Here is a 20,946-nt window from a genome sequence, read left to right as displayed (position 1 = left end):
CCCGCTCCGTTGTCAGGAGCGCGGGTTGCTTCTTCCATTTCCAATGGGTTAGAATGGTATAGAGTTCACAAAGATCGAATACATTACGGTGATATATATGATTAGAATTGGACGCACAGATGGAAGGAGCAATGACTATCGTGACGGCAACTCCCTTTGAACGGTCGCAAACCGGTCGCATGCGGCTTCATGTCATGCCTACCAAGCGCTTCAAGACCTTTGCCATATCTTTGTATGCAGGCATCCCGCTTGCTGAATCTACGGTTACGAATACGGCTCTGACCCCCTTTGTTCTGAGAAGAGGGACACAATCCACCCCCGAGACGCTGGCTTTTCGGGAGCGGCTGGATAATCTATATGGGGCAGGGTTTGGATTTGATATTTATAAGCGGGGCGACTCGCAGATTGTACAGTTTCGTCTGGATGTCATTAACGACCAATTCGTCTCTTCGAGCACATCATTGCTCGCGGCTGCTCTGCAGCTGTTGGGCGAGGTCGTTACCGATCCGGCACTGGAATCGAGCGTGTTCCGAAGTAAATACGTAGCAGCTGAGAAGGTGACTCTCCAAAAACGCCTGGAAGCCATTATTAACGATAAGATTCGTTATGCCGCGGAACGGTGTCTTGCCGAGATGTGCCGCAACGAGCCTTATCGCCTACATGCGCTTGGCCGTTTGGAAGATTTGCCAGAGATTACGCCATCCTCTTTATATACAGCATATGAGAGCTGGCTGGGTCAGGCTGAGCTAGATCTATATGTAGCTGGTGATACCAGCCTGGAGGAAGTACAGCAGCTGGCATCCAAGACGTTTCGATTGCCGCCAGGCGACGGCACTGCTTACACCAAGCCGGAGATCTCGCAGCCCGTTAACGAGCCGAGGACGGTTACAGAGACGCTAGATGTCAGCCAGGGCAAGCTCAACATGGGTCTGCGTACCAATATTGGCTATGCAGACGATGGCTACCCTGCGCTATTAATGTATAACGGAATATTGGGCGGTTATCCGCATTCCAAGCTCTTCCTGAATGTTCGAGAAAAAGCCAGCTTAGCTTATTACGCTGCATCCAGGCTGGATGGTCACAAGGGCATCTGCACGATTCAATCTGGAATCGAAGTCGCCAACTTTGATCAGGCCAAGAAGATTATTCTGGAGCAGTTGGAAAGTATGCGTGCAGGACAAATAACGGAGCTGGAGCTGAGTCAGACCCGTGCCATGATTGGCAATCAGCTGCGTGAAATGCAAGATTCTGCGTTTGAGATGATTGCTTTCGATTTTAATGCTATTCTCTCAGGCAAGACGCGTACCGCAGATGAGTTGATTACTTCGATCGAGTCTGCCGGTGTGGAAGACATTGTGCGTGTAGCAGAGAAGGTTGAACTGGACACGATCTATTTCTTGCGCGGAAAGGAGGCGCAGCAGGCATGAAGACGCTAAATTATCCGCTTGTGCAGGAAACGCTGTATCATGAGGTGTTGCCGAATGGGCTGTCGGTATACATTCTGCCCAAGAAGGGCTTCCAAAAGACCTACGCGACATTTACCACCCGGTTTGGCTCGGTAGACAATACCTTTGCCCTCGATGGAGAACAGCCGGTTCGGGTTGAAGATGGCATTGCGCATTTTCTGGAGCACAAAATGTTTGAGGAGCCGCACGGCGATATATTTGCCACGTTTGCTTCGCAGGGAGCATCGGCCAACGCGTTCACCAGCTTTGACCGGACCGCCTATTTGTTCTCCGCAACCGAGCAAATACCAGCGAACCTGACGACGCTGCTTGATTTTGTTCAGAATCCTTACTTTACGGATGAAAATGTAGAGAAGGAAAAAGGCATTATTGAGCAGGAGATTAACATGTATAAGGATAACCCGGACTGGCGCGTGTACACTGGGCTTATTGATGCACTCTACCATAAGCATCCGGTTCACATTGATATTGCGGGTTCAGTCGAGTCAATCCGGAGAATTACCAAAGAAAGTCTGTATCAGTGTTACCGTACCTTCTATCACCCTTCGAATATGCTCCTCTTCGTCGTTGGTGGTGTAAACCCGGATGAAATAATGGAGCTGGTGCGGCGCAACCAGGAAGGGAAAACGTTTGGCGAGTCGCCTAACATAACACGTACCGTAGAAACAGAACCGGAACAAGTCAAGCTGGAAGTTAAGCGCAGTGAGTTGGCTGTAAGCTTGCCGAAGGTGCTGTTCGGGTTCAAAGAGACTGTTCTGCCAGCTGATAGCAAAGAGCTATTAGAGAAAGAGGTCAGCAGCAAATTGATGCTGGAGGCTCTGCTAGGTCCGAGTTCGCGGCTCTATCAACAGCTTTACGATGATGATCTCATCTCCGATTCATTCGGTTATGAGTACAATAGCAGCGGTAGTTACGGTTTCTCGCTGATTGGGGGAGATACCAAGGACCCCGAAGCCCTGCTGTCGGCAATCCGTTCTTCACTGGAGGCAGCACTTGAAGAAGGGCTAAACGCAGAAGATTTTGAACGCATTCGCCGTAAGCGTATTGGCAGCTATCTGCGGATGCTGAACTCTCCTGAAGCGATCGCCAATGAGTTTACCCGATACAAATTCCGCGGCAGCGATCTGTTTGACTTGCTTCCGCTCTATGAATCCGTGTCACTGGAGCAAGTGAATGAACGAATGCGCGACCATTTCAATTGGGATCAAATGGCCGTATCCATCGTAGACAGGCCAACCTCGTGAAGCCATTAAGTGACATGACCGTTCTCGTAACAGGTGGAAGCCGGGGAATTGGAGCCGCCATTGCCCGGCGCTTCGCCACCGAGGGGATGAATGTGGTCATTCATTATAATCATTCTCATGAGGCTGCCAATGAAACGGCCCGTCAATGCATGCGGCTTGGCGGACAGGTCATGACGGCCAGCGCGGACCTTCGCTCACGCGAGCAACTGATCCGGATGAAAGAGAAGCTCGAGGACAACGGCATGAGTCCGGACATCGTCGTCAACAATGCAGGCATCGCCCATTATGGGATGTTGGCAGATGTGACTGATGAGGTTTGGGATGATGTCATGGCGGTTAATTTAAGAGGCATGTACCTCTGTACACAATTGTTCATGGGGCCCATGATCAACCGCAGATTCGGCCGCATTATTAATGTTTCTTCGGTGTGGGGGTTGTCTGGAGCCTCCTGTGAGGTGTTATATTCCACAACCAAGGGCGGAATGAATGCTTTTACCAAAGCTCTGGCCAAGGAACTGGCGCCCTCTGGTGTGACCGTCAATGCGGTTGCGCCTGGGGCTGTAGACACGGCGATGAATCAGCATCTGGACGAGCAGGAGCAGGCCGCGCTAGCAGAGGAAATTCCAGTCGGAAGGCTTGCACAGCCTGATGAAATTGCCTCCCTTGTGTATTTTTTGGCTTTGCCGGAGTCCGGATATATTACAGGGCAAGTCATCAGTCCCAATGGCGGCTGGGTGACCTGAATAGAAGATTACACAAAACATGAAACTTCTGCCGTTCCGTTAACGTCGAATAATTAACAGGACAGCAGCAAACAATAGGACTGTTGTACATCCTTTTCTTCAACCACTACAGGAGGCGAAGAGATATGTCAACTGTCCTGAACAACTTTGATACGTGGAAGCACTTTTTGGCGGATCGGGTGGAGCAGGCCAAGAAAATCGGGTTAAGTGAAGAAGCAATCTCAAATCTGGCATACGAAATCGGCAGCTTTTTGGACGAACGTGTGGATCCAAAAAACGACGAGCAGCGTGCGCTGAAAGAGATTTGGGATGTCGGCGATGAGAACGAGCGTAAGACTATCGCGCGTCTCATGGTTAAGCTTGTCCAGAACTCGTAATAGGCTTTGCAGACTGGCCTCCTTTTGGGGGCCTTTCTGTTCTGAAAACCGATCTTTTTGAGCCTGCACTTAAATACAGTTGCAGGAGTTTGACGAAAATTGTAGAATTATATTTTTTGAACCTTTTATACAAGTCCGTACAGCATGGGAAGGAGAACTATGGAATACAAACAATGGTACATGGAGTACAAGATACATAAGAACCGTCCCGGACTGCTCGGCGATATTGCATCTCTTCTGGGGATGCTTGAAGTCAATATCATTACGATTAATGGTGTCGAGAATCGAACGCGCGGCATGCTGCTGCAAACCGACGATGACGAGAAAATTGAACTGCTCGGTAAAATGCTAAAAAAAGTGGACAATATTACGATTAATGCATTGCGTCCACCCAAGCTGGTTGATATTCTAGCCGTGAGGCATGGTCGATATATTGAACGGGATTCGGATGACAAAAAAACGTTTCGTTTCACAAGGGATGAGTTAGGATTATTGGTTGATTTTCTGGGCGAGATTTTTAAGCGGGAAGGCAACCAGGTGATTGGTCTTCGCGGGATGCCGCGAGTGGGCAAGACGGAGTCGATTATTGCAGGCAGTGTATGTGCAAGCAAGCGCTGGGCCTTTGTTTCCTCAACCATGCTGCGGCAGACGGTTCGCAGTCAGCTATCCGAGGAAGAGATGGATCCGGGGAATATCTTCATTATAGACGGTATCGTCAGTACGGTCCGCTCCAATGAAAAGCACTACAGTTTGCTGCAAGAAATTATGGCGATGCCTTCCACCAAGGTCATTGAGCATCCTGATATTTTTGTCAAGGAATCGCATTATGACCATAGCATTTATGATTGTATTATTGAACTCCGTAGTACACCAGATGAAGAAATATCGTACGAGACCTTCACAAATGATCTCAATGAATTTTAGCAAGGGGGTGAAGATATGTCAGAATTGGGCGTACTGCTGAAGGAAGCCCGTCAGAAGAAAGGCTATACCCTGGACGATGTACAAGAAATGACCAAAATCCGGGTGCGCTATCTCGAGGCTATTGAAGCAGGCGACTATAATGTATTGCCTGGCTCTTTTTACGCCCGGGCATTTATTAAGAACTATGCAGAAGCAGTTGGATTGGATGCGGACGAGCTTTTGCAACAGCATCAGAATGAAGTGCCGGCATTGCCGACTGAGCCTGCGGCGGAACCGATGATGAAACCGCGACGCGCCTCGGCAAGGGCCTCGGACCGCTGGAGCAAGTGGGGCTTTGGCCTTCTGCTGTGGTGTTTCCTGGCATTGATTGCCGTTATTGTATACATGTTCGTCATTAACAACCCCAATGATCCTCCGCGGGTTGTAGACGAGACGAATTTGACGGATGCGACAGATACCCCTACGGACAATGAAGAGCAACCGGGGGGCACTGATGCACCTGGCAATGACGGTGGCGAGACAGAGGGAGAACAGCCTCCTGTTACAGACCCGACGCCTGGCAATGACGGCAACGAGGAAGAAGAGCCGGAACAGCCGACTTCTGGTGAAGGGACGTTAACGCCTGTTGGCGATATCACCAGCAGAACCGCGAATTATGAGATTTCGCCAATCGGTATAAATACGTACGAGATTATTGTAGATGGGGAAAGTTGGGTGGAGTTCCGCAATGAAAAAACCGAAGAGCGCCTGGTATTTGAGACCCTATCCAATACAACTCGAACGTTTGAACTGTCAGAACCAGTCTACATCCGTTTAGGTTTTGCACCAAGTGTTGAAATTAAAGTCAATGGTGAGGTACTGTATAACGGCGGTGAGGCCGGAACAGATAAGCGTTACTTTATCACTCCCGTTGATTCTCCTTCGACCAACGAGGGTGCGCAATAATTGCAGTCATGCCAAAGACATCCTTGGGTTTACGAGCAAGGATGTCTTTTGCTGAGAAGACGATATGAGGGCTCAAAACAAATTAAGGAGTGAATTTTATGGCTTCAGAAAGTTCATTTGATATTGTATCCAAGGTTGATATGCAGGAGATGTCCAATGCCATTCAGCAGGCGGAACGTGAGATTAGTACCCGCTTTGATTTTAAAGGCAGCAAGAGCAGCATTGAAATGGATAATGGTGAACTCGTTGTTGCTTCAGATGATGAGTTCAAACTGAAAGGCGTGCTTGATATATTACTTTCGAAAATGATCAAGCGGGGTGTACCAATTAAAAATCTGGATTACGGAAAAGTGGAGCCAGCTTCTGGGAGCACGGTAAGACAGCGGATCAAGCTAAAATCGGGTATTGATCAGGAGAACGCCAAGAAGATCAACATTCTGATTCGGGACGCCAAACTCAAAGTCAAATCGCAAATTCAAGGGGACCAGATTCGTGTAACCGGTAAAAGCAGAGACGACCTGCAGTCGGTCATTCAATTGCTTCGTGGAGCCGATCTGACGGTGGATTTGCAATTCGTCAATTATAAATAACGGGACGACTGGCAGAGCTGCAACTCTTTTGACACCGCCAAGCAAGATCGTTTATACTTGATAAAATAGTTTGAGGCACTGAGTTGGAGGAGTTTCTGAACATGACTGAACGTGTAAAAGTAGTAACGCTCGGATGTGAAAAAAACCTGGTCGATTCCGAGATTATGTCAGGTCTCATTGATCAGCGCGGATTCGAGCTGGTAGAGCAGGCGGACGATGCGACTGTTATCATTGTCAACACCTGCGGGTTCATCGATGCCGCCAAGGAAGAGTCCGTCAACACGATTCTGGATATGGCTGAACTGAAGCAAACCGGCCGCCTGAAGGCGCTTATTGTATCCGGTTGTCTTACCCAGCGTTATAAGCAACAGCTGATGGAGGAAATGCCGGAGATCGACGGTATCGTCGGAACTGGTGATTTTCACAATATTAATGGTATTGTCGATGAGGCGTTGCGCGGCAAGCGTCCTGTCTATGTGGGCAATCCGGTGTTCAATTATGAACAGGCACTGCCACGCAAGGTAGCTACACCGAGATATACTGCTTTTGTAAAAATCGCCGAAGGCTGCGACAATGCATGTACCTTCTGCAGCATTCCAATTATGCGCGGCAAGTTCCGCAGCCGTTCGATTGAATCGGTCGTTGAGGAAGTCCGCTTGCTTGCAAGCCAGGGCGTCAAAGAGGTCAGCCTCATCGCTCAGGATTCTACCAATTACGGTACGGATCTTTATGACCGATTTATGCTGCCGGAGCTGTTAAACCGGGTAAGCGAGGTGCCTGGTATCGTATGGGTGCGTCTGCACTATGCGTATCCTGGCTTTTTCACAGATGAGCTGCTGGAGACGATGGCGACCAATCCGAAGATCTGCAACTATATTGACATGCCGCTCCAGCATAGCGAGGACCGCATCCTTAAGCGGATGCGCAGACCGGGTCGCCAGCGCGATGTAAGGGAGTTGGTTGCCAAGATCCGCAAACGTATGCCGGAAGCTGCGCTGCGCACATCAATCATCGTTGGTTTCCCGGGCGAGACAGATGAAGATTTTGAGCGTCTCTGCGATTTTGTCCGTGAAGTTAAATTTGACCGGCTCGGGGTGTTCACGTATTCGAGTGAAGAGGATACACCAGCCGTCCGGTTACCGGACCATGTTCCGGATGATGTGAAGGAATGGCGCGCCAATACGTTGATGGAAATTCAACGGGAAGTGTCTAAGGACAATGGCAGCAAGTATATTGGTCGTGAAATTGATGTCCTGGTCGAGCGGTACGACGGTCGCAGCGATGTCTACATCGGGCGTTCACAGTACGATGCGCCGGAGATTGACGGAGAAGTGTTTATTTCTAAGGCTAACACAGCTATCGGAGAGATACAGAAGGTCAGAGTTACGCATGCTTACGAGTTCGATCTTTCCGGGGAGGGAATTGCATGAATCTGGCCAATCGCATCACATTGGCGAGAATTTTCCTGGTGCCGATCATCGTCTTTTTTCTGTTGGTCAGACTGGATATTGAACCGATCGTTTTTGGAGATTTTCAGATTACCTACAATCAGATCATCGCTGCATTGATCTTTATCATTGCAGCGAGTACAGATGGGCTTGATGGATACATTGCCCGCAAGAACAAGCAAGTCACCAATCTGGGCAAGCTGCTTGATCCGCTCGCAGATAAGCTGCTCGTAGCAGCCGTGCTGATCTCGCTCGTCCAGATGAACAAGCTGGATGCAGTCATTGCCATTATAATCATCAGCCGTGAGTTTGCTGTAACTGGTCTGCGTCAGGTTGCACTCCTGGATGGCAAGGTCGTTGCCGCGAGCAACTGGGGGAAATGGAAAACCGGTGTGCAGATTACGATGATTATTGCACTGCTGCTTAACAATTTTCCATTCGCGTTTATTGATGTCCGCTTTGATCTCATTTCCAGCTGGCTGGCGGCTCTCATTACATTATATTCGGGCGTTGATTATTTCATCAAAAATAAAGATTTAATCCCCGTATCCGAATGAATTACAGGTTTGCCGGACAGGACATCATCCCTTCATGGGATGATGTCCTTATTTGAAAGGTATCATAGGGAGGACTGTTATCGATGAAGGCAGAGATCATTGCGGTTGGAACAGAATTGTTGCTGGGTCAAATTGTCAATACAAATGCTCAGTATTTGTCCAAGGGACTGGCTGATTTGGGCATCGATGTATATTTTCAAACAGTAGTCGGTGACAATACAACGCGTCTGACCCAGGCCATTCATACGGCTCGAGGACGAGCTGATCTGATCTTGTTCACAGGCGGCCTGGGCCCTACCCAGGATGATCTGACCAAGGATGCGCTTGCCGCAGATCTCGGCAGAGCACTTCACATACATGAGCCGTCCATGGCCAAGATCGAGGAGCTATTCTCCAGCAGAGGTACTGAAATGGTCGAGAGCAACCGCCGTCAGGCGTTAATGATTGAGGGATCCGACCCGTTAGCCAATGAAACCGGGCTTGCTGTGGGTAATGCTATAACCGAGGACGGAACCCATTATATCCTGCTGCCCGGACCTCCTCGCGAGATGAAGCCGATGTTTGATGGGCCGGCAACAGCCTGGCTGCGTAGTCTGATGGGAGAAGAAATGCCGCTGTTCAGCAGACAGCTCAGATTCGCAGGAATCGGTGAATCCAGCCTGGAGGCGGCAATCATCGATCTCATTGAAGGGCAGTCGGATCCAACCATTGCCCCGTATGCCAAAGAAGGCGAGGTTGCCCTTCGTATCTCCACCAAGGCGAAGAATGCTGCCGAAGCACATGAACGGATTGATGTAACAGTTGCTCAAATCAGTGAGCGCCTGGGACAGTTCATGTATGCTCAAGATGACATTCCGATTGAAGAAGCGGTCATCCGGCTCCTGCGGAATTCAATGCGCACGCTTGCTGCGGCAGAGAGCTGCAGCGGCGGACTGCTGGCTCAGGCAATCACCAGCATTCCTGGCAGCAGCAGTGAATTCAAGGGCGGGGTGGTCACCTATACGAATGAGATGAAGCATCGATTGCTTGGTATCCCGATGACGCAGTTGGAGGGTGCAGGTGCGCCTGGCGCAGTAAGTGAGTCAACGGCCGCGATGATGGCTGAGCGGATCCGGGAACGGTCCGAGACCGATTTTGGCGTGTCGATCACGGGGGTTGCCGGTCCTGCTGAATGCGAAGGCAAGCCTGTGGGGCTTGTCTATGTCGGTATCGCACAGCTAGGCAAGCCCACGGAGGTGCATACGCTGCAACTGCGTGGCAACCGAGGCGTCATCCGGCTGCGGGCAGTCAAGGCGGCATTCTATCGTCTCTGGCAGCAGCTTAACGAGAACGCTGGACGCACAGGGATGCCTCTGAATGGTACCAACCAATCCCAGTAACGAACAGGGCTTGCCAAGTGTTAAGCGCTGACGTATAATAGGAACCAGTTAACGGAAGAACCGTGGCGAAGACTACTTTGCTGCGGTTTTTTGTGTTTGGGGCATGATGATTCTCATCCTGTTTAGTAAGGCAGTGTATCGCCCTCTGCGAAAAAAAACGAATGTATGTTCGAAAAAATGCTTGGCAAGGCATGAAAAACAAGGTATCATTAGTTTATAAGAAAGTGATCAAGCTTCTATAACTTATGAAGGATGTGAGTGTATTGTCAGACCGTCGCGCAGCACTTGACATGGCATTGCGCCAGATTGAGAAACAATTCGGCAAAGGCTCCATTATGAAATTAGGCGAAAATGCCGGCATGCAGGTTGAAATCGTACCGAGCGGGTCGCTGGCTTTAGATATAGCTTTGGGGATCGGGGGTTTGCCGAGAGGTCGGGTCATCGAGGTCTATGGACCGGAATCCTCCGGTAAGACGACGGTTGCGCTCCACGCAATCGCTGAGGTTCAGAAAATCGGTGGACAAGCCGCCTTCATCGACGCGGAGCACGCGCTGGATCCGCTGTATGCTAGCAAGCTTGGCGTTAATATTGATGAACTGCTGCTATCCCAGCCGGATACCGGGGAGCAGGCTCTTGAGATCGCAGAGGCGCTCGTACGTAGCGGTGCGGTTGACATCATTGTCATTGACTCCGTAGCGGCTCTCGTACCGAAGGCAGAGATCGAGGGCGAGATGGGGGATTCGCACGTCGGCCTCCAAGCCCGTCTGATGTCCCAGGCACTCCGCAAGCTGTCGGGCTCGATCAGCAAGTCCAAGACCATTGCAATCTTTATCAACCAGCTTCGTGAGAAGGTTGGCGTCATGTTCGGCAATCCTGAGGTTACACCGGGTGGCCGCGCATTGAAATTCTACTCCAGCGTACGTCTTGAGGTTCGTCGTATCGAAACGCTGAAGCAGGGTAACGATATGGTCGGTAACCGTACACGGATCAAGGTCGTCAAGAACAAGGTAGCCCCACCGTTCAAGCAAGCGGAGATCGATATTATGTATGGTGAAGGCATCTCCAAGGAAGGCAGCCTTGTCGATATCGGGGTCGAAATGGACATCGTTCAGAAGAGCGGCGCCTGGTTCTCTTACAACGGCGAGCGCCTGGGCCAAGGCCGCGAGAACGCCAAGCAGTACCTGAAGGATCACCCAGATGTATCCGATGTGATTGAACGCGAGGTGCGTCAAGCGAGCAATCTGTCCACTACAGCTGTCGCCACGTCCTCCCTGGCTGCTGGTCAGGAAGAAGACGAAGACGAAGAGTTCGAACTCGTTTAATATTAACCGGCAGCAGGCGCCTTGTTACAAGGCGCCTGCTTTGTTATAGGAAGGAGGGATACGGTGACAGACGAGCAGGAGCATTCGAATCTACCGATTGAAGGAGGGACCATCACGTCTGTGGAGCAGGTCCTCCGCAAGCGCGGATATTACCTGATCTACCTGGATCATGCGGAGGACGCAGCGCTCACCCTGCATGAGGATATCGTAGTCCGCTACAAGCTGCTCAAGGGCACTGTATTGAGTGAGGCGGCGATAGAGGATGTCCAGGTGGCAAGTGAGCGTCATCAGGCTTATATGCTCGCCGTAGCGTATCTGGGAGCAAGGGCGAGAACGGCCAAGGAAATCGAACGATATCTGCTCCGCAAGGAAGTACAACCCGAACTGATTGCTCAAGTCGTGGAGCGGCTGGAAAATGACCATTTCATCGATGATCAAGACTACGCCATGCGATTTGCCGGGACACGGCTGCGGCTGCAGAACAAGGGCAGCCGCCGCATCAAGCAGGAGTTGATTCAGCGAGGCGTCGCTAAAAGGGTAGCGGCTGCTGCGGTCGATAGTCTTGATGAAGAGGCCGAGCTGCAAGCGGCTGTTCGGGTAGCAGCCAAGAAATGGCCATACCTGAAGGGGGAGGATCGCGAACGCAAGCGCAAACTGATGATGTTTCTGCTCAGGCGCGGCTACCCTCATCCCATCGTCAAGCAAGCAATGACGAACGTTACACAGGAAGTAATCGAGGACGATGACAGTCAAATGCTTGACAATTGAATTTATCAAAAGCTAAAATGAACTTGTATTCCTCCCAATTTGAAACGATTTTCCTCCCAAAATCGGGTTCAAAAACTTATTTTTACCTAGTTTGTTGATGAACGGTATGGAAGCCGGCTAAAAAAACTAAATATCCGGGCGGTTGCCTTGATGTGCGCAACGAGGAGGTGAGAGAGATGGATAATATCTGGCTCACGATTCTACTCGCTGTTGGCACGGCATTCTTAGGGTTTCTGGGTGGTTATTTTATTCGAAAGTCGATTGCCGAGGCCAAGATTTCAAGCGCTGAACAAGCCGCCGTTCAAATCGTAGAAAATGCGAAGAAAGAAGCGGAGGCGCAAAAGAAAGAAACGGTCCTCGAAGCAAAAGACGAAGTCCACAAGCTCCGTTCCGAAGCAGAAAAGGATATCCGGGATCGCCGTAACGAAAATCAGCGTCTGGAAAGAAGACTTCTGCAGAAAGAGGAGTCACTGGATAAGAAGATAGAAGCGCTGGAACGCAAAGAAGAGCAAGTGTCCAACAAGGAGAAACGAATCGAAGAAACGCAGCAGCAGATTGATTCGATCTACAAGCAGCAAGTATCCGAACTTGAGAGAATCTCCAATCTGACTATGGAAGATGCCAAGCAGATCATTCTCTCTAATGTAGAACAAGAGGTAAGGCATGAAACGGCGCAGCTGATCAAAGACATCGAACAGCAAGCCAAAGAAGAAGCAGACAAAAAAGCGCGGGATATTATCTCGCTTGCGATCCAGCGTTGTGCTGCAGATCATGTAGCAGAAACGACAGTATCCGTAGTCTCCTTGCCGAATGAGGAGATGAAGGGCCGGATCATTGGCCGCGAAGGCCGTAATATCCGAGCACTTGAGACACTTACCGGTATTGACTTGATTATCGATGATACACCGGAAGCTGTTATCCTGTCCGGCTTTGACCCGATTCGCCGCGAGATTGCGCGGACGTCGCTGGAGAAGCTCGTGGCCGATGGCAGAATTCATCCGGCACGGATCGAGGAAATGGTCGACAAGTCGCGTCGTGAAGTGGACGAGCGTATCCGCGAATACGGCGAGCAAGCAACCTTTGAGGTTGGCGTGCATGGCTTGCATCCGGATCTGATCAAGATCCTAGGACGTCTCAAATATCGTACAAGCTATGGTCAAAACGTGTTGAAGCATTCGATGGAAGTCGCATATTTGACAGGTTTAATGGCAGCAGAGCTGGGAGAAGATATTACACTGGCCAAGCGTGCGGGCCTGCTGCACGATATTGGCAAGGCGCTAGACCACGAAGTGGAAGGTTCTCATGTGGAGATCGGCGTGGAGCTCGCCAAGAAATACAAAGAGCATCCGGTCGTTATCAACAGTATCGCATCCCATCACGGCGATTGCGAAGCAACCTCCGTTATCGCGATGCTCGTCGGCGCGGCAGACGCATTGTCCGCTGCACGTCCAGGAGCACGCAGAGAAACACTGGAAACGTATATTAAACGGTTGGAGAAGCTGGAGGCAATCTCTGAATCGTTTGACGGCGTAGAGAAGTGTTATGCGATTCAAGCCGGCCGCGAAGTACGGGTTATGGTGCAGCCGGAAAAAATCGACGATGCCGAGTCGTTCCGATTGGCGCGTGATATTACGAAGAAGATCGAGAGCGAGCTCGACTACCCGGGTCATATCAAGGTTACGGTTATCCGAGAGACACGGGCGGTCGAATACGCCAAATAAACTCCCCCTACGGGGAGGCAACGAAAAGTGGCTGCTGGTCAGCCACTTTTCTATATTTTCTGCAAAAGCCAGATGGTCGGCTTAGCCGGGTTATAGAGGCTGCACAGCAACGAAACGAGGGTATGTTATAAGATGAAGGTATTGTTTATCGGTGACATCGTTGGTCAAGTGGGCCGTCAAGCGGTCAAACAGGTACTGCCTGCACTCAAGAGTAAGTATCAGCCGCATATTATTATCGCCAATGGCGAGAATTCGGCAGCGGGCCGCGGAATCACGGCAAGCATCGCCAAAGAGTTTTTCAGCTGGGGGATCCATGGCATTACGATGGGCAATCACACCTGGGATAACAAAGACATCTTTGAATGGATCGATGATGAGGAACGCATGGTTCGCCCTGCCAACTATGCACCGGAGGCGCCGGGATACGGGGCAGCGGTTATCAAAGCAGCCGGTAAGGAACTGACGATTATGAATCTTCAAGGCCGAACCTTCCTGCCGCCCATTGATTGTCCATTCCGTACAGCCGACCGTCTGCTGGAAGAGTATGGAGATCGTAAAAAACGTCCTGTACTGGTGGATTTCCATGCCGAAGCAACTTCGGAAAAGCTGGCCATGGGCTGGTATCTTGACGGGCGAGCTTCAATCGTCCTCGGTACCCATACGCATGTCCAGACCAATGATGATCAACTGCTTCCCCAAGAGACAGCATACATTACCGATGTCGGAATGGTAGGCTCCAAGGAAGGCGTCCTGGGCATGCAGAGACAAGCCGTGGAATACCGGTTCTTGACTGGTATGCCGGCACGGTTCACAGTAGATGAGGGCAAGTGGCATTTTCATGCCATCGTCGTTGATATTGATGAGACGACGGGGAGCGCACGTTCCATCCAGAAAATTCGTTGGATTGAGGAAGACTGGCTGATGGCTTAGCTGCCATCGCCAGTTTTTTTGTGGAACAATTGAACCGAAATTATAAATATTCAAATAAATCAGAATCGTTTGTAAAGTCAAGGCTTGAAAAGAAGGAATTTTTTCACCTCTCTCGAATAGGTATTAGTAGTGGATTTTTCATCATTCCCGAGGAGGTAACCATTCATGGATGTATTAAAAGTTTCAGCAAAATCCAATCCAAATTCTGTTGCCGGTGCATTGGCTGGTGTACTCCGTGAGCGAGGCGCCGCTGAATTGCAGGCCATCGGGGCTGGTGCATTGAACCAAGCAGTAAAAGCAGTGGCGATTGCCCGGGGATTTGTGGCACCAAGCGGTGTCGATCTAATTTGTATACCTGCATTTACAGATATTGTGATTGAAGGTGAGGATCGGACAGCGATCAAGTTGATTGTCGAGCCGCGCTAATCCAGTAAAGCTAGTCATGAATGAACGGCCTGTTTACGAGATGTAAACAGGCTTTTTTGTACACGGAAAAGCGTCTATATGAGAAGGAGGGAAGGAGGCGAACGATGCGTGGCATAGCAGATTTTCACTGCGACGTCCTAAGCAAGCTATTAAAGGAAGATTCGCTAGACTTTAACGGCAGTCAAACGGCTTCGTTGGATGTCACCTATGAACGGCTGGCGCAGTCTGGAACCGTCTTGCAGACCTTTGCGATTTTCATTCCCGCAGCAGCCGGTGCCGGTATACACCCGATTTTGCAATCCATAGACCTGTTTCATCGCAAGGTATTGTCGTGCAAAGGTGTGCAGCAGATTCGGACGGTCGGAGATTTGAAGCGGGCCGCTCAAAGCGGTTCACTGGCCGCCATGCTGTCATTAGAAGGAGTGGACGGGCTGGAGGGGCATCCCGAGCTGCTGCGAATCATGTATTTGCTAGGTGTACGGGCGGTTGGGTTAACATGGAACCATGCCAACTGGGCAGCCGATGGAATTATGGAGAAACGGGGCAGCGGGCTTACTGCGAAAGGCAGGCAGGCTGTAGAGATATGCAATGAGTTGAAGCTTATCCTCGATGTCTCCCATTTGTCGGAGCGTGCGTTCTGGGAGGTGGTGTCGCAAGCAGAGCAGCCAGTTATAGCTTCGCATTCCAATACAAGAGCTGTGTGCGACCATCCACGTAATCTGACCGATGAGCAACTGCTGGCACTCATCTTGATGGATGGTCGAATAGGTATTACCTATGTCCCTTGGTTTGTTACTCAAGACGCAGAGCCCACCATTGACGATATTCTCCGGCATGTGGAGCATGTCTGCGAGCTTGGCGGCGAACGGCAATTGATGTTAGGATCGGACTTTGACGGCATTGACACCCATATTCAAGGGTTAACAAACCCGGTGGATACGGGCCGGTTAATTGAAGCGATGCTTCAGCGCTATAGCGCCACCCAAGTAGATGGCTTTGCTAGCGGCAATGCTTACCGGTATTTGACTAAACATCTGCCAACGGAATGAAATCTGGCTCTTTCTATCGAAAATTGATATGATTATTATCGCAAACAACTATGCGTCTACAAGCCCTGCTCCTATTGCTTTTTATAAGAAGAGGACATAGAATTTATGTGACGCTTCACTGCACTAATTCATTATAGTTAGCTTTGTGATAAAAGAGGAGATGACATTTTGATCAGTCAATTGTCTTGGAAAATCGGGGGACAGCAAGGGGAGGGCGTGGAAAGTACGGATCGTATTTTCTCAACAGCTTTGAACCGGCTCGGATATTATTTATATGGCTATCGCCACTTTTCCTCCCGAATCAAGGGTGGACATACCAACAATAAAATCCGGATCAGCACGGAACCGCTGCGGGCGATTTCCGATGATCTGGATATTTTGGTTGCATTCGATCAGGAAAGCATCGATCTGAATGCACCTGAACTGCGTCCCGGCGGCGTTATTGTCGCTGATGCGAAATTTAACCCGACGATCCCGGAAGGTCTGGATGCACGCTTGTTTGCTGTGCCCATTACTGCAATGGCGGAGGAGCTTGGTACCTCCCTCATGAAGAACATGGTTGCTTCCGGCGCGTCATGGGGACTATTGGGACTGCCGCTGGACGTATTCAATAAGGCAGTAGAGGAAGAGTTCGGACGCAAAGGCGCAGTGGTCGTGGAAAAGAATGTGGAGGCGGTTAAACGAGGCGCCGAGTATGTCCTGGAACAGGCCGGAGGCCCCATTGATGCGTTTCGTCTGGATGAAGCAGATGGTCAACAAAAATTGTTCATGATCGGCAACGAGGCGATTGGACTTGGGTGCATCGCCGCTGGCTGCCGCCTGATGGCTGCTTATCCAATCACCCCGGCGTCAGAAATTATGGAATATCTCATCAAGCATCTGCCCAAGGTTGGTGGAACCGTCGTTCAAACAGAGGATGAAATCGCTGCGGTAACGATGGCCATTGGCGCCAACTATGCGGGCGTTCGTTCGATGACGGCATCGGCTGGTCCTGGATTGTCTTTGATGGTCGAAGCCATCGGTCTGGCAGGAATGACGGAGACGCCACTGGTCATTGTGAATACACAGCGGGGCGGTCCGTCAACCGGATTGCCGACCAAGCAGGAGCAGTCCGATCTCAATGCTATGATCTATGGCACACACGGAGAAATTCCCAAAGTTGTCATAGCCCCTGCATCCATAGAGGATTGTTTCTATGATACAATTGAAGCGTTCAATATCGCTGAAGCTTATCAAGTACCGGTTATTTTGATGACGGATCTGCAGCTTTCCCTTGGCAAGCAATCCTGCGAAATTCTGGATTACGATAAAATCATTATCGACCGCGGCAAGCTCGTTCGTGAACATGAGCCACTCGAAGCGGGACAGCTCTTCAAGCGTTATGCATTGACAGAGGACGGCGTGTCGCCACGCTCGATTCCTGGTGATCTGCACGGCCTTCACCATGTGACAGGCGTAGAGCATGATGAACAGGGGCGTCCGTCCGAGAGTGCGCTTAATCGCAAGCAGATGATGGATAAACGGCTGGGCAAGCTGGAGGGACTGCGTATCCGTGAAGCGGTCCGCAGCGATGCACCGCATGAACATGCCGATCTCCTCATTATCGACATGAGCTCGCTTGGGGGCACAATTGACGAAGCGAGAATCAGGCTGGATCAAGATGGCATCAAGACGAATCATGCCACGATTCGCCAGATTCATCCGTTTCCGAGCGAGCAGCTGGAGCCTCTGCTGCACAGAGCGGATCGCGTGCTAGTCGTAGAGAACAACGCGACAGCCCAATTAGCCGATCAGATCAAGCTGCATGCAGGGCATGCGGACAAGATCCGCAGCCTGCTCAAATATGACGGCAATCCGTTTCTGCCAGTAGATGTCTACCACGCTTGCAAGGAGCTGAACTAAGATGGCGACATTCAAAGATTTTAGAAATAACGTCAAGCCCAACTGGTGTCCAGGCTGCGGTGATTTTTCAATCCAGGCGGCAATTCAACGGGCTGCGGCGAATACCGGTCTTGAGCCTGAGCAGCTGGCAGTCATTTCGGGAATTGGCTGCTCCGGGCGAATCTCGGGGTACATCCAGGCATATGGCCTGCATGGCATCCACGGGCGGGCACTGCCCATTGCCCAGGGCGTCAAGCTGGCCAACCGGGAGTTGACAGTTATCGCTTCAGGCGGTGACGGAGACGGGTTTGCCATCGGGATGGGTCATACCGTGCACGCCATCCGGCGTAATCTCGACATCACGTATATCGTCATGGACAATCAGATCTACGGCTTGACCAAGGGTCAGACATCGCCCCGCAGCAGCGAGGGCTTTAAAACCAAGTCTACGCCGGAAGGCTCGATCGAGACCACGTTGTCTCCGCTTGAAATTGCTTTATCTGCCGGAGCCACGTTTATCGCTCAGTCGTTCTCCAGCGATATTAAGCAGCTCACGGCGCTAATTGAAGCCGGACTTAACCATAAAGGGTTTTCTCTCATTAATGTGTTCAGTCCGTGTGTAACGTTTAACAAAGTCAATACGTACGACTGGTTCAAGGAACATATCGTAAACCTGAATGAGTTCCCGGATTATGATCCATCCAATCGGATTGGTGCCATGACCAAAATCATGGAAACTGGCGGTCTTTTGACCGGATTGATCTATCAAGACAAGAATCGTAGACCGTATGAAGACATGATTACAGGTTTCCGGCCGGAAGGACTGGCCAACCAGGAGATCGCTCTCTCCAGAGAGCATTTCGACCAGTTGATGGCAGAGTTCAAATAACGGCAGGGAAGAAGGCATACGGTCCAGCAGGCCGTATGCCTTCTTCCAAAGGATGGGCATCCTATTCGTACTCCTAATCGCAGAAAGGAAGATCAATCATTATGAAACAAGTACCTGTAGGCGTCTCCGCACGCCATATCCATCTGTCTCCGGAGCACATTGAAATCCTGTTCGGCGAAGGCTATGCATTGACAGAAATGAAGCCTCTGTCCCAGCCAGGACAATATGCCGCCAATGAGACCGTTGCGGTTATTGGACCGAAGGGCGAGTTTGGCAAAGTGAGAATTCTAGGTCCTGCCCGCAAGCAGACGCAATTGGAGATTTCCCGGACGGATGCTTTTGCCATTGGCGTGAAGCCTCCGGTGCGGGAATCCGGCAACATTGAAGGTACGCCTGGCATTCAGCTCAAAGGGCCTGCCGGTGAGGTGACCATTGAGCAAGGGGTCATCGTGGCCGCACGGCACATCCATTTCCACACGTCCGATGCGGAGCAGTGGGGAATCCAGGACAAGCAGGAGCTCAAGGTTCAACTCGGGGGCGATCGCGGTCTGGTGCTTGAGCATGTCATCGCTCGCGTATCGGATGATTTTGCGCTCGATATGCATATCGACACCGATGAGGCTAACGCGGCAGGCGCCAGCAACGGCGACATCGCAACCATACTCGACTAGCTACAGTAGCATCGCTATGGTATAATTTGAGTCGATATGATTTGAGGGAAGTGACAGGCATGGCCAAAGAAACGAAAGATTACAGCAAATATTTCGACTTCTCCGGAGCCAAGCTCATTTCCGAGGACGAACACGGCAAAAAGATACGTATCCAAGGCAGGGATATACATGTCTTGTCCCAGCCTAGTTACCGCCAGGAAAAGCAGCGCGGTAAGGAAGATATAAAGGTAGTCTACGAAAACGAAATGCCGGAGGAGCTGCGTCAACTCGGAGCGGGGAAGCATTATCTAATCTATACTTACGGTTGCCAGATGAACGAGCATGATACCGAAGTCATGAAAGGCATGCTCGAGCAGATGGGATATACAGCAACGGAAGACCGCCGAACAGCGGATATTATCCTGCTCAATACCTGCGCGATCCGTGAGAATGCGGAGGACAAGGTGTTCGGCGAGCTTGGTCACCTTAAAGCGCTGAAAACCGAAAAGCCCGAGCTGCTGCTTGGGGTATGTGGTTGTATGTCGCAAGAAGAATCGGTAGTCAGTCGAATCTTAAACAAGCATGCTTTTGTCGATCTCATCTTCGGTACGCACAACATTCACAGGCTGCCACAGCTCATCCAGGAAGCGAATTTCAGCAAGGAGCTTGTTGTTGAGGTCTGGTCCAAGGAAGGCGACGTCATCGAGAATCTGCCCAAGAAGCGGGAAGGTCTGCGGGCCTGGGTTAATATCATGTACGGCTGCGACAAGTTCTGCACGTACTGCATTGTCCCTTATACGCGTGGCAAAGAACGCAGCCGGCGTCCTGAGGATGTCATTGCAGAAGTGCGGGAGCTTGCTCGCCAGGGCTTCAAAGAGGTAACACTGCTTGGACAGAATGTGAATGCCTACGGCAAGGATTTTGAGGATATAGCGTATCGTTTTGGCGATCTGATGGATGACATTTCCAAAATTAATATTCCGCGCATCCGTTTTACGACTTCGCATCCACGCGATTTCGACGACCATCTGATTGACGTCCTCTCCGGAGGAGGCAACCTGGTGGAACAGATCCATCTGCCAGTTCAGTCGGGCAGCAGTGCTGTGCTGAAGCGGATGAGCCGCAAATATAGCCGGGAGACGTATCTTGAGCTTGCAGCAAAAATCAAACGCAAGATTCCAGGCGTGATGCTCTCGACGGATATCATTGTAGGTTTCCCTGGCGAAACGGATGAGCAGTTTGAAGATACGCTGTCCCTCGTGCGCGAAGTGGGATACGACTTTGCTTATACCTTTATCTATTCGCCACGAGCCGGAACTCCGGCCGCCGACATGGAGGACAATGTACCCATGCAGGTAAAGAAGGAACGGCTGCAGCGCTTGAATCTCCTCATTAAGGAGTTGGCGCTGGAGAGCAATCAGCAGCTTCGCGGTCAGACGGTCGAGCTACTGATTGAGGGCGAGAGCAAGAACAATCCGGATATGTTGTCGGGACGGACACGTACCAACAAGCTGGTGCATGTCGAAGGACCTGCCTCGCTCATCGGACAATTTGTTCATGTAGAAATTACCGAAGTACAGACCTGGTACCTGAAGGCCAGACTGGTCCAGCCGGCGGAGGCCGTCGGCTCATAGTAC

20 protein-coding genes are annotated in these 20,946 nt (G+C 50.7%); all 20 read left to right on the top strand.

Annotated elements, in window-relative coordinates:
* Positions 1 to 140: 140 nt before the first annotated feature.
* The 20 genes from yfmF to miaB all read left to right on the top strand — a co-directional run bounded on the left by yfmF (position 141) and on the right by miaB (position 20,943).
* Positions 141 to 1,427 (top strand): EF-P 5-aminopentanol modification-associated protein YfmF, encoded by a 1,287-nt coding sequence (yfmF, locus tag F556_RS0102045; protein ID WP_020615221.1) that lies wholly within the window; start codon positions 141 to 143, stop codon positions 1,425 to 1,427.
* Complete coding sequence (yfmH, locus tag F556_RS0102040) at positions 1,424 to 2,710, top strand: EF-P 5-aminopentanol modification-associated protein YfmH (RefSeq protein ID WP_020615220.1); 1,287 nt, start codon at positions 1,424 to 1,426, stop codon at positions 2,708 to 2,710. The genes yfmF and yfmH overlap by 4 nt, the downstream gene beginning before the upstream one ends.
* 14 nt (positions 2,711 to 2,724) lie before the next feature.
* The gene (gene ymfI / locus F556_RS0102035) at positions 2,725 to 3,453 is read left to right on the top strand and encodes an elongation factor P 5-aminopentanone reductase (protein ID WP_020615219.1); all 729 of its coding nucleotides are present in this window, start codon (positions 2,725 to 2,727) and stop codon (positions 3,451 to 3,453) included.
* A 125-nt stretch (positions 3,454 to 3,578) separates the two neighbouring features.
* Positions 3,579 to 3,830, top strand: coding sequence for a DUF3243 domain-containing protein (locus tag F556_RS0102030; protein ID WP_020615218.1), 252 nt, complete (start codon positions 3,579 to 3,581; stop codon positions 3,828 to 3,830).
* Positions 3,831 to 3,989: 159 nt separating this feature from the next.
* Positions 3,990 to 4,754, top strand: coding sequence for a DUF3388 domain-containing protein (locus F556_RS0102025; RefSeq protein ID WP_020615217.1), 765 nt, complete (start codon positions 3,990 to 3,992; stop codon positions 4,752 to 4,754).
* A 15-nt stretch (positions 4,755 to 4,769) separates the two neighbouring features.
* Positions 4,770 to 5,699 (top strand): helix-turn-helix domain-containing protein, encoded by a 930-nt coding sequence (locus F556_RS33105; protein ID WP_020615216.1) that lies wholly within the window; start codon positions 4,770 to 4,772, stop codon positions 5,697 to 5,699.
* 98 nt (positions 5,700 to 5,797) lie between these two features.
* Positions 5,798 to 6,289 (top strand): YajQ family cyclic di-GMP-binding protein, encoded by a 492-nt coding sequence (locus F556_RS0102015; protein WP_020615215.1) that lies wholly within the window; start codon positions 5,798 to 5,800, stop codon positions 6,287 to 6,289.
* 101 nt (positions 6,290 to 6,390) lie between these two features.
* Positions 6,391 to 7,719, top strand: coding sequence for a 30S ribosomal protein S12 methylthiotransferase RimO (gene rimO, locus F556_RS0102010; protein ID WP_020615214.1), 1,329 nt, complete (start codon positions 6,391 to 6,393; stop codon positions 7,717 to 7,719).
* A complete protein-coding gene (gene pgsA, locus F556_RS0102005) occupies positions 7,716 to 8,294 on the top strand; it encodes a CDP-diacylglycerol--glycerol-3-phosphate 3-phosphatidyltransferase (protein WP_020615213.1) in 579 nt (192 codons plus the stop codon). Before rimO ends, pgsA begins: the two co-directional genes overlap by 4 nt.
* 83 nt (positions 8,295 to 8,377) lie before the next feature.
* On the top strand, positions 8,378 to 9,673 hold the full coding sequence (locus F556_RS0102000; protein WP_020615212.1) for a competence/damage-inducible protein A: 1,296 nt from the start codon (positions 8,378 to 8,380) through the stop codon (positions 9,671 to 9,673).
* 245 nt (positions 9,674 to 9,918) lie between these two features.
* Complete coding sequence (gene recA / locus F556_RS0101995; protein ID WP_245583001.1) at positions 9,919 to 10,995, top strand: recombinase RecA; 1,077 nt, start codon at positions 9,919 to 9,921, stop codon at positions 10,993 to 10,995.
* Between the two features lie 63 nt (positions 10,996 to 11,058).
* A complete protein-coding gene (locus tag F556_RS0101990) occupies positions 11,059 to 11,763 on the top strand; it encodes a RecX family transcriptional regulator (protein ID WP_020615210.1) in 705 nt (234 codons plus the stop codon).
* A 176-nt stretch (positions 11,764 to 11,939) separates the two neighbouring features.
* Positions 11,940 to 13,484 (top strand): ribonuclease Y, encoded by a 1,545-nt coding sequence (rny, locus tag F556_RS0101985; protein WP_020615209.1) that lies wholly within the window; start codon positions 11,940 to 11,942, stop codon positions 13,482 to 13,484.
* 132 nt (positions 13,485 to 13,616) lie between these two features.
* On the top strand, positions 13,617 to 14,414 hold the full coding sequence (locus tag F556_RS0101980) for a TIGR00282 family metallophosphoesterase (protein WP_020615208.1): 798 nt from the start codon (positions 13,617 to 13,619) through the stop codon (positions 14,412 to 14,414).
* Positions 14,415 to 14,579: 165 nt separating this feature from the next.
* Positions 14,580 to 14,840 carry a stage V sporulation protein S gene (locus tag F556_RS0101975; protein WP_020615207.1) on the top strand — a complete coding sequence of 87 codons (261 nt, stop codon included), beginning with the start codon at positions 14,580 to 14,582 and terminating at the stop codon, positions 14,838 to 14,840.
* Positions 14,841 to 14,944: 104 nt separating this feature from the next.
* Positions 14,945 to 15,889 (top strand): dipeptidase, encoded by a 945-nt coding sequence (locus F556_RS0101970; RefSeq protein ID WP_020615206.1) that lies wholly within the window; start codon positions 14,945 to 14,947, stop codon positions 15,887 to 15,889.
* 168 nt (positions 15,890 to 16,057) lie between these two features.
* Positions 16,058 to 17,791 carry a 2-oxoacid:acceptor oxidoreductase subunit alpha gene (locus tag F556_RS0101965; protein ID WP_020615205.1) on the top strand — a complete coding sequence of 578 codons (1,734 nt, stop codon included), beginning with the start codon at positions 16,058 to 16,060 and terminating at the stop codon, positions 17,789 to 17,791.
* Position 17,792: 1 nt separating this feature from the next.
* Entirely contained in the window at positions 17,793 to 18,659 is an 867-nt protein-coding gene (locus F556_RS0101960) for a 2-oxoacid:ferredoxin oxidoreductase subunit beta (RefSeq protein WP_020615204.1), read from the top strand.
* Positions 18,660 to 18,757: 98 nt separating this feature from the next.
* Positions 18,758 to 19,330 carry a phosphate propanoyltransferase gene (pduL, locus tag F556_RS0101955; protein WP_026297049.1) on the top strand — a complete coding sequence of 191 codons (573 nt, stop codon included), beginning with the start codon at positions 18,758 to 18,760 and terminating at the stop codon, positions 19,328 to 19,330.
* A gap of 59 nt (positions 19,331 to 19,389) precedes the next feature.
* Positions 19,390 to 20,943 (top strand): tRNA (N6-isopentenyl adenosine(37)-C2)-methylthiotransferase MiaB, encoded by a 1,554-nt coding sequence (gene miaB / locus F556_RS0101950; RefSeq protein ID WP_020615202.1) that lies wholly within the window; start codon positions 19,390 to 19,392, stop codon positions 20,941 to 20,943.
* The last annotated feature ends 3 nt before the right edge of the window (positions 20,944 to 20,946 follow it).

Origin of the sequence: Paenibacillus daejeonensis DSM 15491 (assembly GCF_000378385.1) — a bacterium.
GTDB classification, from domain to species: Bacteria; Bacillota; Bacilli; order Paenibacillales; family Paenibacillaceae; genus Paenibacillus_D; species Paenibacillus_D daejeonensis.
The sequence above is the reverse complement of the archived record's forward strand: the minus strand, read 5'-3'. Positions and strand labels throughout refer to the sequence as shown.

Excerpts from the sequence above, each read along its gene's own strand:
- yfmH (WP_020615220.1), top strand. The coding sequence starts at position 1,424 with ATGAAGACGCTAAATTATCCGCTTGTGCAGGAAACGCTGTATCATGAG.
- ymfI (WP_020615219.1), top strand. The coding sequence starts at position 2,725 with ATGACCGTTCTCGTAACAGGTGGAAGCCGGGGAATTGGAGCCGCCATT.
- F556_RS0102030 (WP_020615218.1), top strand. The coding sequence starts at position 3,579 with ATGTCAACTGTCCTGAACAACTTTGATACGTGGAAGCACTTTTTGGCG.
- F556_RS0102025 (WP_020615217.1), top strand. The coding sequence starts at position 3,990 with ATGGAATACAAACAATGGTACATGGAGTACAAGATACATAAGAACCGT.
- F556_RS33105 (WP_020615216.1), top strand. The coding sequence starts at position 4,770 with ATGTCAGAATTGGGCGTACTGCTGAAGGAAGCCCGTCAGAAGAAAGGC.
- F556_RS0102015 (WP_020615215.1), top strand. The coding sequence starts at position 5,798 with ATGGCTTCAGAAAGTTCATTTGATATTGTATCCAAGGTTGATATGCAG.
- rimO (WP_020615214.1), top strand. The coding sequence starts at position 6,391 with ATGACTGAACGTGTAAAAGTAGTAACGCTCGGATGTGAAAAAAACCTG.
- pgsA (WP_020615213.1), top strand. The coding sequence starts at position 7,716 with ATGAATCTGGCCAATCGCATCACATTGGCGAGAATTTTCCTGGTGCCG.
- F556_RS0102000 (WP_020615212.1), top strand. The coding sequence starts at position 8,378 with ATGAAGGCAGAGATCATTGCGGTTGGAACAGAATTGTTGCTGGGTCAA.
- recA (WP_245583001.1), top strand. The coding sequence starts at position 9,919 with ATGAAGGATGTGAGTGTATTGTCAGACCGTCGCGCAGCACTTGACATG.
- rny (WP_020615209.1), top strand. The coding sequence starts at position 11,940 with ATGGATAATATCTGGCTCACGATTCTACTCGCTGTTGGCACGGCATTC.
- F556_RS0101980 (WP_020615208.1), top strand. The coding sequence starts at position 13,617 with ATGAAGGTATTGTTTATCGGTGACATCGTTGGTCAAGTGGGCCGTCAA.
- F556_RS0101975 (WP_020615207.1), top strand. The coding sequence starts at position 14,580 with ATGGATGTATTAAAAGTTTCAGCAAAATCCAATCCAAATTCTGTTGCC.
- F556_RS0101970 (WP_020615206.1), top strand. The coding sequence starts at position 14,945 with ATGCGTGGCATAGCAGATTTTCACTGCGACGTCCTAAGCAAGCTATTA.
- F556_RS0101960 (WP_020615204.1), top strand. The coding sequence starts at position 17,793 with ATGGCGACATTCAAAGATTTTAGAAATAACGTCAAGCCCAACTGGTGT.
- miaB (WP_020615202.1), top strand. The coding sequence starts at position 19,390 with ATGGCCAAAGAAACGAAAGATTACAGCAAATATTTCGACTTCTCCGGA.